We start from the raw sequence: 13,241 nt of genomic DNA on the forward strand, positions 1-13,241 counted from the left end.
TACGGATTAAGAGTTGAGAAGAAGGAAACCGACCGCTACACCGATGATTGGAAGTGCCTCAACGAGACCGATACCGATGAACATTGTTTGACGAAGTTCGTTTTTGAGTTCTGGCTGACGTGCTTGTCCTAATACTGTACCGTTTACGATAAGACCGTTACCGATACCTGCGCCGAGTGCGCCGAGTCCGATGATGATCGCTGTTGCAATAAGTTCCATTATGAATTGCCTCCCTAGATTGTGTTCGAAATTTGGTCGTGCGATTATCGGAAAAGCAGATGCTTTACCTTCGAATTAATGGTCGTGCGCTGCCTTATGCCCGATGTAAACCATCGTTAAGATAAGGAAGATATACGCTTGGATTGCTCCGATGAAGAGTGAGAATCCTTGCCAGATCAACATTGGGATCGCTGACAGAATAGCACCGACTGGTCCGAGGAATTGGAAATCGTTCGTTCCAGAGACGATACCGATCGAAAGAATGATACCAATCATGATTTCACCCGCGAAGATGTTACCGTAAAGACGAAGACCGAGAGTCAACGTGTTTGCGAATTCCTCGATGATGGTAATAATAAACATCGGCGTCATAAACGTTTTCGCATACGAGCCGAAGCCGCGCATTTTCACACCGTAATAATGGCTCATGACCACTACCATAGATGAAAGTGCAAGTGTCACATACGGATCTGCAGTTGGTGAGTTGAACCAAATGTAGTGACCCGTCACAACGTTAAAGGGAAGACCCATTAAGTTGGACACGATGATGAACAGGAACAGTGTCATTCCGAAAGTTAGGAAGCGACCCCCTGTTTTCCAGTCCATCGTGCTGCTGATGATTCCGCGAACGAACTCGAGGAACATCTCCATCACGTTTTGAGCACCGGTCGGCTTCATCACAAGACGTCGCGTACCGGCCACGGCAATCAGGAAAACGAGAGCAGCTGCAATCAGCACTGTGATCAAGTTTGTCCAGCTACCGTACAGAACGAAGTCGCCCCAGAGTGGGATTTCGTAAAGTGGCATTTCGTGGTTCATTTGATTATTCACCTCTTTTCCCGCTTAAGTTCGTGAGTAAAATACTCACAAAATTGTATGACGTGGCCGGCGAGAAGGCCTATTACCACCGCAGTTAATGACAATTCGGCTTCATACTTCAAGCCGATCATCACACAGAGTACCGCGACCGCCATGCGTGATACGGTCCCTCGAGACATCGGCTTGCGCCCACGCTCGATTACACGATACATTCGATCGACGCTTAATCGTTGCAGCGTCAAGATCATGAAGCTACCTGCCCCACCCAGTGCCAGTCCATAAATCACCGGATCACTCGGATAACCGACAAGTAACAGGACAGCAAGGATTCCATAATAGAGTCCGAACCATCGTAAGTACGCACGATACAACGCATCTTGAAGGATGATATTCATGTCTTGTCTCCTAACAAGTGCCTGATCATTGCGATCATGCAAAGAATTCCGATGAAAATCCCGATGAACACTGCAAACGTCGCACCCATCTTTTGCCACCAATCCTGCTGTTCCCCATAGTTCCCAACAAGAAAGCCGATGACGATCGGTGCGGCTAGTGCCGTCGAAATTTGCGAGGCCATGACCATACTCGTCGCGAGCCCTTTTTGGCGCACTAGAGACGACCCCCTTTTCCCAGTTGTGAGTTCTTTTTCTTTCCCACAATTTTCGGATTTTCATACTAGTCAAGAATACAATGAGAACCATTTCATAGTCAAATGAATTCACAATTAAAATGGAGCCGTAAAACCATTGTATATCAACAATTGATAAGGTTTTCACAGAGGTGTCCCGTGCCACTCTTTTCACGAAGATGTGAAGAAAATATGTAGTATTATCAACGTTTATCGAGATGGTTCACTAGGTGAACAAAATCCTTGAACAGTAACGTTATATCGTGTTCTGAAATGAGAAACAAGTCACCTAAATCTGATTTGTGTCGATTTTGTGAAAAAACATTTTTCGTTCACATTTGTAAACGCTTTCTTTATGGGACGGTTTACCCCCTCTGACATCTGTTTGTAACAAAGCGGATGCATGATTTCCAATTCGTTCCGTGTGTCCCTTGTCACAGCTTAAAAATTCACGGATGACTTTCTATTTTCAAGTTCATGATGCGGCTCTTTTTTTAATAAAAATCATACATTTAGTCCTTCCGCTTCAGTAGTGGGCTACTGTTTTTTTACTCATCTACCTTGATTTGAAAACGATTGGCTACATATGGTAAAAAGAAGTGACATGAACCAATCAAAAGGAAGTGAACCTCATGGAAACCGAACGCTTTCGTGTTCAGTGCGGGGATTGCTTCGGACTTTGTTGTACGGCCCTCGCGTTTTCCGCTTCAAGCGATTTTGGTCACGACAAACCGGAAGCGACACCTTGCCGGAATTTAGACAACGAGTACCGCTGTCGGATTCACGACCGGCTTCGCCCAAGCGGCTATAAAGGATGCACCGTCTATGACTGCTTCGGTGCCGGGCAACAGATTTCGCAGGTGACATTCCAAGGGGTCTACGATGAAACGACGAAACCTGTCATGTACGCCCTCTATCCGAAGATGGTCCATCTGCAGGAAATGATGTGGTACCTGACGGACGGCATCCGACCGGTCACCCGGACGATTCATCCGTTGCTCGAGGACAAGCTGGCCGAACTCGATGCCCTGACCCACTCTTCTCCGGAAGAACTGGCGGCACTTGATCTCGATCATGTAAGGGCAACCTTGCTACCGCTCCTCGCTCAAATCGAAGAACTGGTTCAAACGCCATTTGCCGGAAAAGCCAGACGTACGCTTCCCCGCGACTGGATCGGGAAAAATCTTGCCGGACAGGACTTCTCCGGCGTTAGTGTCCGTGGCCAGTTTTTGCTTGCGACGAACTTATCGAACAGCCGATTACGCGGCGTCAACTTCCTCGGTGCCGACCTGCGGGACTGTCAGTTGGCGGGAGCTGATTTGACCGACGCGTTGTTTTTGACACAGGCGCAGGTCAATGCGGCACAAGGTGACGCGAAGACACGTTTGCCGGAACGGTTGCTCCGCCCGTCGCACTGGGCATAAGGGAACAATGGCGTATTAATTATTGTCCAAAAGAAGTGCCGTCTCTTTCCCAAAGATAATGCGTCATTCTATCGTGACAGGTGTTCCGTCCTCTTCCTCATGCGCTTTCCGCAGGCGAGACACAAGCCAGTTTTCCTGCCCCTGTGGTCAGGAAACCGGGTCTCGTTTGTCTCTGACAGCGCAAAAAAACGCGCTTTTTCCTGCAGGAGTCGCATGAAACGAGGACGTTCACGGTATTTAAAAAGGTATCTGCTGTAGTCCATAAAAGGACCGGTGCCGCCGTTTTTAACGGTAGGACCGGTCCTTTTACTGTATGTCTACACTTTCGTCAGTTCTCGACTTTAAACGGCTCAAACGCCGCATCCTGATTAAAGTGTTCCAGAATCGCCGCCGCAATCCGTTCGGAAGCATGACCGTCTCCGTATGGATTCGAAGCTTGCGCCATTTCCTTATACGCCGCTTCATCTTCGAGCAATTCGCTCGCGAGACGGTAAATCGTTTCTTCATCCGTTCCGGCCAGCTTCAACGTTCCCGCTTTAACGCCTTCCGGACGTTCGGTCGTATCGCGTAAGACGAGAACCGGCACACCGAGTGACGGAGCTTCTTCCTGAACGCCGCCGGAATCCGTCAAGATAAGGTGCGCCCGGCTCGCAAAGTTATGGAAGTCAAAGACATCGAGCGGCGGAATCAAGGTGATTCGATCGTGTCCTCCAAAAACCTCGTTCGCAGCTTCCTGAACGACAGGATTCAAGTGGACGGGATAGACGACATGAATATCCGGATGATCGTCGACGAGACGCCGGATCGCCCGGAACATCTGATGCATCTTTGCACCTAAATTTTCCCGCCGGTGCGCCGTCATCAGAACAAGTCGTTTCGAACCGATCTGTTCAAGAACAGGATGGACGTAATCCGGTTGGACCGTCGTTTGCAGGGCATCGATCGCCGTGTTCCCCGTTACGAAGACGCCTGTATGTCGGTTTTCCGATGCCAGATTCGCAGCCGCCTGATCGGTCGGTGCAAAATGCAGATCGGCCAGCGTCGAGGTCAGTTGCCGGTTCACCTCTTCCGGAAATGGTGAGTACTTATTGTATGTCCGGAGTCCCGCTTCGACATGTCCCACGGCGATTTGATTATAGTAGGCGGCGAGACTGCCGACGAATGTCGTCGTCGTGTCACCGTGGACTAGGACGAGATCCGGTTTAACTTCCTTCATGACGGCATCGAGTCCCTCGAGACCGCGTGTCGTGATATCGACCAGCGTCTGTCGTGCTTTCATGATGTTCAAGTCATGATCGGGCGTAATCTCGAACAGCGCCAAGACTTGATCAAGCATCTCCCGGTGCTGGGCCGTGATCGTGACATGGACCTCAAACGCAGGATTGTTTTTTAAGACGTTGACGAGCGGTGCCATTTTGACAGCTTCCGGTCGTGTGCCGAAAATCGGCATGACTTTGATGGGCATACGGACTTCCTCCTTCTTGCTTCTGTTTTCATTAAAACATATTCCATGTCACGTGCGCAGGGCACACCCGTGACGAGTTTACAAAAAAAAGACGCTCCCTTCGCAGGAAGCGCCTTTCATTCTGCCGGTTACTTTGTACCAAACAGACGGTCACCCGCATCCCCGAGTCCGGGAACGATATAACCATGGTCGTTTAATTTCTCATCAAGTGCCGCAAGATAGATATCGACATCCGGATGTTCTTCCTGAATGCGTTTGACGCCTTCAGGTGCTGCACAGAGGCAAGCCAGCTTAATGCTTTGCGCACCCTGTTTTTTCAAAGAGGAGATTGCGTCAGCAGCTGAACCGCCTGTCGCAAGCATTGGATCAACGACGACGAAATCACGTTCTGCGACGTCTGTCGGTAATTTGAGATAGTATTCTGTCGGCTCAAGTGTTTCCGGATCACGGTAAAGACCGATGTGTCCTACTTTGACGTTCGGCATCATACGAAGCATACCGTCCACCATCCCAAGACCGGCACGAAGAATCGGAACGATTCCCAGTTTCTTACCCTCGATCATCTTTTGCGTCGTTTTCGTGACCGGTGTCTCGATTTCAACGTCAGTAAGCGGAAGATCGCGCGTGAGTTCATATGCCATCAATGAAGCCACTTCGTCGACAAGCTCCCGGAATTGTTTCGTTCCTGTTTCGACTTTACGCATGATCGTCATCTTGTGCTGAATCAATGGGTGATCAAATACATGTACTTTACTCATTGTTTTGCATCTCCTCTCCATTCTCTTTTCGCATTGTACTCTAAAAAGCGACTGCTTGGGAACTGTTTTCTCAGAAGTCCTGATCGTTTAACGTCCGTTTTCCGGACAAGACATCTTGCGCCGCAGTCGCTGCCGGATCTTTTTTCAAGCTCGCCAGTTTTTTCAGCGTCTCTTTGTACGCCACCTGACCGAGTGCCTGTTCACGGAAGGCTTTCATCCAGAGGACCGCGGGAACATGCGAGGATTTCGGATAGGCTTCGATATAGGCGGTATAATTTTTCGGAATCGACTTGTAGCTCCGGTGTTTCGCCTTGAGTTGATAAAACGCTGCGGTCGATGCCGTCTCCGGATTACGCAGGACTTCCTTCGACAACAGTTGATCCACGTCGCTGTAGCGTTTGGCATCGAGGGCCGCTTTCGCTTCCTTCAATTCCAGTTTCAACGGTGCGGATTGTTTTGCTTTGACGACCTCGGCTTTTTGTTTTTTCACTTCCCCCGTCAACTGCCCGTTATCCTGCTTTAACATTTTGACTTCTTTTGAGAGTGCCGTGATTTTTTGTTCATTCTTTTTTTGTTTCACTGCTTCTGCCTGCGTATCACCCGAAAAATCAATTTGTGTCAGCCCGATGACCAACGCAACGACAGCGGCTGCTCCCGCCATCATCCATGGACTGAACTGGAGTTGCTTTTTCCACGGCTTCATATAGTTATGATTTTTTGCCATATCCGGCAACATCATGAATCGTTTTTTGGCGAGCATCTTCCCGCCGGCACGCGCGGCAATCGCCATCCGGTACCGGTACATCTCAATCGGGACGGGATTATTTTTCCACTGGGCAAACCGCTCATCCGCTTGTTCGTAAAATCCTGCCTGTTGCATGACGACAATCGCCTGAAAGTCTTCGAGTAGTTTTTTATAATTTCGTTTGGACAGACTTTGTTTTTCTAACCACATTGTCAGTTGGTTAATATCTACCCGCTCAATTTCTTCTTGAGCAAATTCTTCAAGTTTCATGAAATCGTTCCACCTTCATTTAATAATTTAGTTCAGTATAACAAAAAAAGTAAAAATGAATACAAAATATTGAACAAGAAACTTATATTGTCAGATTAATTAAATGAAAAGCAGAAAAAGCAGCCATCTTCCTTTACAGAAAGACGACTGCATCTTGTTCACGACTGTTCTGTTAACATCCCATCTTCCATCCGCAAGACACGGTCACAGTAGGATAACATCCGTTCATCATGTGTGATGACGATGACAGTCTTCCCGTGCTCATGGGCCTGTTGCCGTAACAGGTCCATCACCTGCCGGGCATTCGTGTAGTCGAGGCTCGCGGTCGGTTCGTCCGCTAAGACGAGACGCGGATCATTGACGAGAGCCCGGGCAATCGCGACCCGTTGCCGCTCCCCGCCGGATAAGGCTTGCGGAAGATGGTCGGCCCGGTCACGTAAGCCAAACGTTTCAAGATGCGCCGCCGCATCGATGGTCTGACCGGCTTCTTCCGCGACGAGCTCCAACTGTTCCGCCGCCGTTAAGAAAGGCACGAGATGCGATTCCTGAAAGATGAATCCAATCTCAAGTAACCGCATCCGTCGTCTTTGTTCGTCCGACGTGTCCTGCAAAAGCCGGTCATCAAACTGAATCCGCCCTCCGGACGGTGTCTGCAACAGACCAAGCAACTGGAGTAACGTACTTTTCCCGCTGCCGCTTGGTCCGACGAGAGCAATCAACTCTCCTTCTTTTGCTTCGAACGAAACGTGTTCCAGCACTTTCATCGCGCCATACGTTTGTTCGACATCTGTCAGCTTAATCATCCCGTCATTCCTCCCATCGCATCCGCCGGTTCCAGTTTTTTCAAGGCACGTAACGGAATCAGTCCGCCGAGCAACGCCGTCACGATGATCAATCCGCCGTACAGCAGACTGGTCGTCCATTCAAAACGAAATGGTAAGTCGTCCGGTAACAATTGTCCGACTGTCCATGTCAACAACAGACTGACTGAAAACGAAACAACCGTCAGCAGAAAGACTTGCAGGACGAGTCCTTGTCCAATCGTCCGCGTCCGAATCCCGATTGCTTTCAGGATACCGAGCTGTTTCATCTTTTGCATCGTCAGGATGTAGAAAAAAGCAGTCAGAATCAACGAACCAATGACGATGAGCGCGACCCGCATCATCTGGAATGAATTTTGTTCCGCGGCGTAACCCGGCACTTGTTCGACGATTTGCTGTTTCGTATATGTCGCAAGCGTAGTTTTGATCGGTTTCCCGCTGATGAATGCCGAGACATAATCCGTCCCCATCTTCTGTTGCCAGTCGTCCCATGTCGAAAGCGTCATCCAGACGACCGGTGCATGACTGTAACGCCCATCGGTGACCGTGCCGACGATTTCGAACGTCTGTTTCGTCCGGAAGTCCGTGAATGAATCACCGACTTTCGTCCCGTTCTGTTTTGCGTACTGTGTGTCGACCAAGACTTGTCCATCTTTCAACTTTGCCAGTTGACGCGGTCCGTAACGCGTGTCGCCCGGAGAAGCGAACACCGTCACATCTTCTTTTGTTCCATTCTGCTTTTCGAGTACCATGTTTTGTACACCTAGTGCTTCCGTCGCCGCCGGTTGATCTGTCCGCTCTAAAAACGATCGTGTCAGTTGTCCTTCCGCATCTTTGCTCAAGGCGACCTGCTCAATCGGCAAGTTACGGACGACTGCTCCATTGTCATAGGCCAGTCCGTCCGCGAGTCCGGAAATCATCAAAATCAACAAGACGATCAATGTCGTCACGATTGCCATCAAGAAGAAGCGTTGTCGCATCCGAATCAATTCACGCCATCCCATCTTCATCTTTCATCCCTCCTGTTTGTACGTTACAGGTTTGATTGTAGCGGGCGAAGATGAACGGAATATGAACGACTCCGTCTTACTTTAAAAAAGTCAGGACCATCGTCGTCCCCGTACCGGGAACCGACTCGATCCGAATCTGTCCTTCCAACTGGTTCATCGTCTCTTTGACGATTGCCAGTCCAAGGCCGGTCCCGCTTGTTCCGCGTGAGGCATCCCCTTGATAAAAGCGTTCGAAGGCATGGGCGATGACTTCCTCCGTCATGCCCGGTCCCTGATCCTTGATCCGAACGATGACGGAATCGGCTTCTGTGTCGACTTGAATCGTAATCAGATCACCTTCCGCCGAGACATGTAAGGCATTTCGAATCAGGTTTTGAAAAATCTGTTCCAGTGCCAACTCGTCCGCCAAAATCACCGGATCGTCCGAGGCTTCCAGCGCGACGGCGACTCCGCGTTCATCCAACTGATAACTCAGTGTCTCAAGAGTCGTCTGAATCGACTGGACGAGCGGAATCGGCTGGCGCCGAAGCGGTCGCCCTTCGTCGAGCCGGGCCAAGGTCAGCAATTGACGTGTCAACTCGGCCATCCGTGTCGCTTCCTGTCCGATCGTCTGTAACTTCAGACGCTCTTTCGTTTCGGCAGACCGTTCGAGCTGCTCCGCGTATCCCCGGATCGTCGTCAGCGGTGACTGGAATTCATGTGAAACATTCGCAACAAATGCTTTTCGTTCCGCGTCCGACTTCGCGACGGCTTGCGCCATCTCGTCGAACCGGCGTGACAGTTCTCCGATTTCGTCCTGCCCGGCCATCGCGACCGAGACGGAATAATCGCCTGCCGTCATCCGTTCCGTCGCCGTCGTCAAGCGTTTGATCGGACGAACGAGATAACGGATCGAAAAGACGAGCAACAGAAAACTCAGCAGGACGAGTAACGCCAGGAATGCACCGACGAACAGATGCAGTTCCCGAATCTGCCGGCTTAAGTCCGGACGAATGAAGACAGCGTCCGTTCCGGTGTCCGTTTGCAGGGATGTCCCGTACGTATTGATGACTTCGTTATCGAACAATCCGAGCAGAAACAGGTGAAACGGGTAGTCCCGCATGCCCTGATAGACCTGTCCGTCCTGCACCGCTTGAACGACCTCAGGTGTGATTGTCTCATTACGGAACGGATTCCCGTACCGCTTGACCTGGCCGGATTCCGAAACGACATACAGCTGAAAGCCGGTCGCACTAAGCATCTCGTAAAACGAATCGACCCGCCGGTCCCCGTGCCGCTCATAATACGCAAAAGACGTCTCGACCGCCTCTTCGACCTTTTGACTGTAGGATGCTTGCCAGACCGTGTAATACAGAACGTTACTGATTAACAGGGCGATCAATGCGGACACGAGCAGGACCAGGCAGACAAGACCGACGATTTTGACATATAACGACTTCATGATTTTACCTCCAACCGGTATCCGAGACCACGGACGGTCTCGATCGTGATCGCCTCCGTCTGGTGTAACCGGGTTCGCAACCGTTTGATATGGACATCGACCGTACGATCGTCGCCCATGAAGTCGAGTCCCCAGACATGTTCGATCAGTTCTTCACGGCTGAAGACCCGTCCCGGGAAGCTCGCCAGTTGATGTAACAATTCAAATTCACGGCGGGGAATCGTCAAACGTGTCGTTCCAATCGTCAGCTGCTGGCTCCGTTTATCAATCGTAACTTCACCGAACTGCATCGTCGGTACGGCAGCTTTTTGATACCGCCGGGCGACCGCATGCAGCCGGAAAACCAGTTCTTCCGGATCAAACGGTTTCGTGATGTAATCGTCGGCGCCTGCTGAAAAACCGTCGCGCTTATCAGTCAGTTCCCCAAGTGCCGTCAGCATCAGAATCGGAATTTCCTGATTCGAACGCAACAAGGCACATAACTCGAAACCGGTTCGTCCCGGCACCATCACATCAAGCACGGCCGCCTCAAACAGGTGCCCGTCTATCCAAGCGGCCGCTTCGTTCCCGTCAGCCGTCGCTGTCACCCGGTGCCCGTCCGCCTCGAGTGTCTCGCGGATCAGCCGCTGAATATGCAAATCATCTTCGACGACTAAAATCTTCATTTCCTCTCACATCCTTTTTGTTCTGCCTACAGGTCATCAAAAAACCACCCCGCACTTCTCATCAATCGAAAAGGTCGAGGTGGTGCTCGTACGGGTAACTCTTAACCGCGTTCCGGGTAAAGCGGGAAACGGCCTGTCAAAGCGAGAACTTGCTTATGGGCACTTGTCAGTGTTTCTTGATCTTCCGGATTTTTCAGAACGAGTTCGATCAGTTCCGCGATTTGTTTCATTTCTGCTTCTTTGAAACCGCGTGATGTCATCGCCGCTGTTCCGATCCGGATTCCACTCGTGACGAACGGACTTGCCGGATCAAATGGAATCGTGTTTTTGTTGACCGTGATACCGGCTTCGTCCAGTGCATGCTCTGCCAGTTTTCCTGTGATGCCGAGCGGCTGCAGGTCGACGAGCAGCAAGTGGTTGTCGGTACCGCCGGAGACAATCCGCAGTCCGCGTGCCGTCAATTCTTCACCGAGGACTTTCGCATTCGCTACGACTTGCTCGATGTAATCCTTGAATTCAGGTGCTAATGCTTCCGCAAAGGCAACGGCTTTCGCTGCGATGACGTGCATAAGCGGTCCGCCTTGAATACCCGGGAAGATCGATTTATCGATCGCTTTGGCATGCTCTTCTTTACAAAGAATCATTCCACCGCGCGGTCCACGAAGCGTCTTGTGCGTCGTCGTCGTGACGAAGTGGGCATGTTCGACCGGGTTCGGATGCAGACCTGCTGCAACGAGTCCCGCGATGTGGGCCATGTCGACCATCAAGTAGGCACCGACACTGTCCGCGATTTCACGGAATCGTTTGAAGTCAATCACGCGCGGATAAGCCGATGCTCCCGCAACGATCAGTTTTGGTTTGTGTTCTTCCGCAAGCTTCGCGACGACATCGTAATCGATCATCTCTGTTTCTGGATCGACGCCGTACTCGACGAAGTTGTATTGAACACCGGAGAAATTCACAGGACTGCCGTGTGTCAGGTGACCACCATGGGAGAGGTTCATCCCGAGGACCGTGTCGCCTTGATTGAGAATTGTGAAGTAGACGGCCATGTTGGCCTGGGCACCTGAGTGCGGCTGAACATTAACGTGTTCTGCTCCAAAGATGGCCTTCGCACGATCACGTGCCAAGTTTTCCGCTAAATCGACGAACTCACAACCGCCGTAATAACGACGACCCGGGTAACCTTCAGCGTATTTGTTCGTCAGCACGCTGCCTTGAGCTTCCATGACCGCTTGTGAGACAAAGTTTTCTGACGCAATCAACTCGATGTTATCGCGTTGACGTTTTAGTTCCTTGCGCATAGCCGAAAAGAGTTCCTCATCTTGCTGTTTCAGATACGTTAGTGGTGTTTGTTCCATCTGAATTCCCCCATTCATTTCGATAAACCTATCTTAACACGAATAATCTCTTGCGGGCACCCTCTAAAAATCCATTAAAAAAGCAAGGGGAGTGCAACCCCTTGCGCAAATCATTCGTATTTAGCGCGCGCGCCACCAATCAGTTTCGGTCGCGTCACGGCAGCCGTCACATGTGCCTCACCGATTTCGCGGTGCGGCAGACGGACGGGAATCGCAACATGTTTCAAGTGCATCCCGATGAACGTATCGCCGATATCGATTCCGGCATCGGCCTGGATCGCTTCGACGACGACCGGTGCCGAAAAACGCTGATACGCGACGCTCGCCATCGAACCGCCGGCTTCCGGAACCGGAACGACCGTCACGGCTTCGAGACCGAGCCGTTCGACGATCTGCCGCTCCAAAGTCAAAGCACGGTTGATGTGCTCACAGCCTTGAAACGCCAGATCGACCTGATGCGAACGGCGGAACGTATCAAAGACATCGAACAACGCTTCTGCGACTTCGGGTGAACCCGCTTTTCCGATTTGTTTCCCGATGACTTCACTTGTCGAACAGCCGATGACAAGTAACTTCCCTTTCAACGGGAAACGTTCGTTCAGTTCCGTCAACGAGGCTTCGAGATCCTGTTTGATTTGTTCCAAATCCATTTACTTCACCTCATAATCTGAGATTTTGCAGACACGGTTTTCATGACGTCCGCCTTCGAATTCCGTCTCGAGCCAGATTTTCGCGATGTCACGCGCAAGGCCCGGTCCGATGACACGTTCGCCCATCGTCAGGATATTCGAGTTGTTATGCTGACGTGTCGCTTTTGCGCTGAACGTGTCATGGACAAGCGCCGCGCGGATACCTTTGACTTTGTTCGCCGCGATTCCGATTCCGATTCCGGTTCCGCAAATTAAAATCCCGCGGTCGAATTCACCGTTCGCAACTGCTTCTGCGACCGGAATCGCGACGTCCGGATAATCAATTGATTCGGATGAATACGTGCCGAAGTCCGTATAATCAATTCCGAGCTCCTGTAAGAGTTCATTCAGTTCTGCTTTTAACTTAAAACCACCATGGTCTGCTCCAATTGCTACTTTCATCGTTACTATTCCCCCGTTTGTTTAGGTTGTTTTTTCGGAAGTTTCCGGTTGTCCGGTGCTTTTCTTCCGTTTCCGTTCTGCGTCAATTTTAACACAAGACGGTTGACGAGGGGTTCGAGTTCATTTCGGACCTGCCGGTAGACGTTCATCGATCCGCCGTACGGATCATTAATATCCCGTTCAAGGCCGGTCACATACTCGTACAGCGTAAACGTCCGGTCTTTCAGTTCCGGGTACCGTTCGCCGACTTCCTGTTTATGACTGCGTGTCATCGTCAATATGATATCCGACCAACGCCCGAGGACGTCGTCAAAGACTTGCGTATAGTGCTCGAGTTCGATTCCGCGCTCCCGTAAGACCTGTAAGGCGTTTTCGGAAGCATCAAACCCTTGCATCGAACGCAGACCGGCAGAGCGGACATCGAATTCTTGATCGGCCACTTTTGAGCGTAATAATGCCATTGCCATCGGGCTGCGGCATGTGTTTCCTGTACAGATAAACAATACACGACGTGTGCTCATCTC

The 13,241-nt window shown here is 50.7% G+C and carries 16 protein-coding genes; 1 reads left to right on the forward strand and 15 read right to left on the reverse strand.

Annotation, left to right across the window (positions count from 1 at the left end; genetic code table 11):
- Positions 1 to 6: 6 nt before the first annotated feature.
- The 4 genes from atpE to EXIG_RS13635 form a co-directional block, all read right to left on the reverse strand.
- Positions 7 to 219, reverse strand: a complete 213-nt coding sequence (atpE, locus tag EXIG_RS13620; protein ID WP_012371545.1) for a F0F1 ATP synthase subunit C — start codon at positions 217 to 219, stop codon at positions 7 to 9.
- A 75-nt stretch (positions 220 to 294) separates the two neighbouring features.
- Positions 295 to 1,038 carry a F0F1 ATP synthase subunit A gene (gene atpB, locus EXIG_RS13625; protein WP_012371546.1) on the reverse strand — a complete coding sequence of 248 codons (744 nt, stop codon included), beginning with the start codon at positions 1,036 to 1,038 and terminating at the stop codon, positions 295 to 297.
- Positions 1,039 to 1,046: 8 nt separating this feature from the next.
- Entirely contained in the window at positions 1,047 to 1,433 is a 387-nt protein-coding gene (locus tag EXIG_RS13630; RefSeq protein WP_012371547.1) for an ATP synthase subunit I, read from the reverse strand.
- Positions 1,430 to 1,648: an AtpZ/AtpI family protein gene (locus EXIG_RS13635; protein WP_012371548.1), complete on the reverse strand. Its 219-nt coding sequence runs from the start codon at positions 1,646 to 1,648 to the stop codon at positions 1,430 to 1,432. The genes EXIG_RS13630 and EXIG_RS13635 overlap by 4 nt, the downstream gene beginning before the upstream one ends.
- Positions 1,649 to 2,298: 650 nt before the next feature.
- On the opposite strand from EXIG_RS13635, the gene EXIG_RS13640 reads away from it, so the two are divergent.
- Positions 2,299 to 3,090, forward strand: coding sequence for a pentapeptide repeat-containing protein (locus tag EXIG_RS13640; protein ID WP_012371549.1), 792 nt, complete (start codon positions 2,299 to 2,301; stop codon positions 3,088 to 3,090).
- A 328-nt stretch (positions 3,091 to 3,418) separates the two neighbouring features.
- On the opposite strand, the gene wecB is transcribed toward EXIG_RS13640, so the two are convergent.
- The 11 genes from wecB to EXIG_RS13695 form a co-directional block, all read right to left on the reverse strand.
- Positions 3,419 to 4,555 carry a non-hydrolyzing UDP-N-acetylglucosamine 2-epimerase gene (gene wecB / locus EXIG_RS13645; RefSeq protein ID WP_012371550.1) on the reverse strand — a complete coding sequence of 379 codons (1,137 nt, stop codon included), beginning with the start codon at positions 4,553 to 4,555 and terminating at the stop codon, positions 3,419 to 3,421.
- 128 nt (positions 4,556 to 4,683) lie between these two features.
- The gene (gene upp / locus EXIG_RS13650; protein WP_012371551.1) at positions 4,684 to 5,313 is read right to left on the reverse strand and encodes a uracil phosphoribosyltransferase; all 630 of its coding nucleotides are present in this window, start codon (positions 5,311 to 5,313) and stop codon (positions 4,684 to 4,686) included.
- A gap of 70 nt (positions 5,314 to 5,383) precedes the next feature.
- Complete coding sequence (locus EXIG_RS13655; RefSeq protein WP_012371552.1) at positions 5,384 to 6,328, reverse strand: hypothetical protein; 945 nt, start codon at positions 6,326 to 6,328, stop codon at positions 5,384 to 5,386.
- A 158-nt stretch (positions 6,329 to 6,486) separates the two neighbouring features.
- On the reverse strand, positions 6,487 to 7,131 hold the full coding sequence (locus EXIG_RS13660) for an ABC transporter ATP-binding protein (protein WP_012371553.1): 645 nt from the start codon (positions 7,129 to 7,131) through the stop codon (positions 6,487 to 6,489).
- The gene (locus EXIG_RS13665) at positions 7,128 to 8,159 is read right to left on the reverse strand and encodes an ABC transporter permease (RefSeq protein ID WP_012371554.1); all 1,032 of its coding nucleotides are present in this window, start codon (positions 8,157 to 8,159) and stop codon (positions 7,128 to 7,130) included. Before EXIG_RS13665 ends, EXIG_RS13660 begins: the two co-directional genes overlap by 4 nt.
- Before the next feature lie 76 nt (positions 8,160 to 8,235).
- Entirely contained in the window at positions 8,236 to 9,600 is a 1,365-nt protein-coding gene (locus EXIG_RS13670) for a sensor histidine kinase (protein ID WP_012371555.1), read from the reverse strand.
- On the reverse strand, positions 9,597 to 10,265 hold the full coding sequence (locus EXIG_RS13675) for a response regulator transcription factor (protein WP_012371556.1): 669 nt from the start codon (positions 10,263 to 10,265) through the stop codon (positions 9,597 to 9,599). Before EXIG_RS13675 ends, EXIG_RS13670 begins: the two co-directional genes overlap by 4 nt.
- 101 nt (positions 10,266 to 10,366) lie before the next feature.
- The gene (gene glyA, locus EXIG_RS13680; protein WP_012371557.1) at positions 10,367 to 11,626 is read right to left on the reverse strand and encodes a serine hydroxymethyltransferase; all 1,260 of its coding nucleotides are present in this window, start codon (positions 11,624 to 11,626) and stop codon (positions 10,367 to 10,369) included.
- A 110-nt stretch (positions 11,627 to 11,736) separates the two neighbouring features.
- Positions 11,737 to 12,276 (reverse strand): TIGR01440 family protein, encoded by a 540-nt coding sequence (locus tag EXIG_RS13685; RefSeq protein WP_012371558.1) that lies wholly within the window; start codon positions 12,274 to 12,276, stop codon positions 11,737 to 11,739.
- On the reverse strand, positions 12,277 to 12,717 hold the full coding sequence (rpiB, locus tag EXIG_RS13690) for a ribose 5-phosphate isomerase B (protein ID WP_012371559.1): 441 nt from the start codon (positions 12,715 to 12,717) through the stop codon (positions 12,277 to 12,279).
- A 5-nt stretch (positions 12,718 to 12,722) separates the two neighbouring features.
- Positions 12,723 to 13,238 carry a low molecular weight protein arginine phosphatase gene (locus EXIG_RS13695; RefSeq protein WP_012371560.1) on the reverse strand — a complete coding sequence of 172 codons (516 nt, stop codon included), beginning with the start codon at positions 13,236 to 13,238 and terminating at the stop codon, positions 12,723 to 12,725.
- Positions 13,239 to 13,241 lie beyond the last annotated feature (3 nt).

The organism is Exiguobacterium artemiae 255-15 (assembly GCF_000019905.1).
Classification (GTDB): Bacteria; Bacillota; Bacilli; order Exiguobacteriales; family Exiguobacteriaceae; genus Exiguobacterium_A; species Exiguobacterium_A artemiae.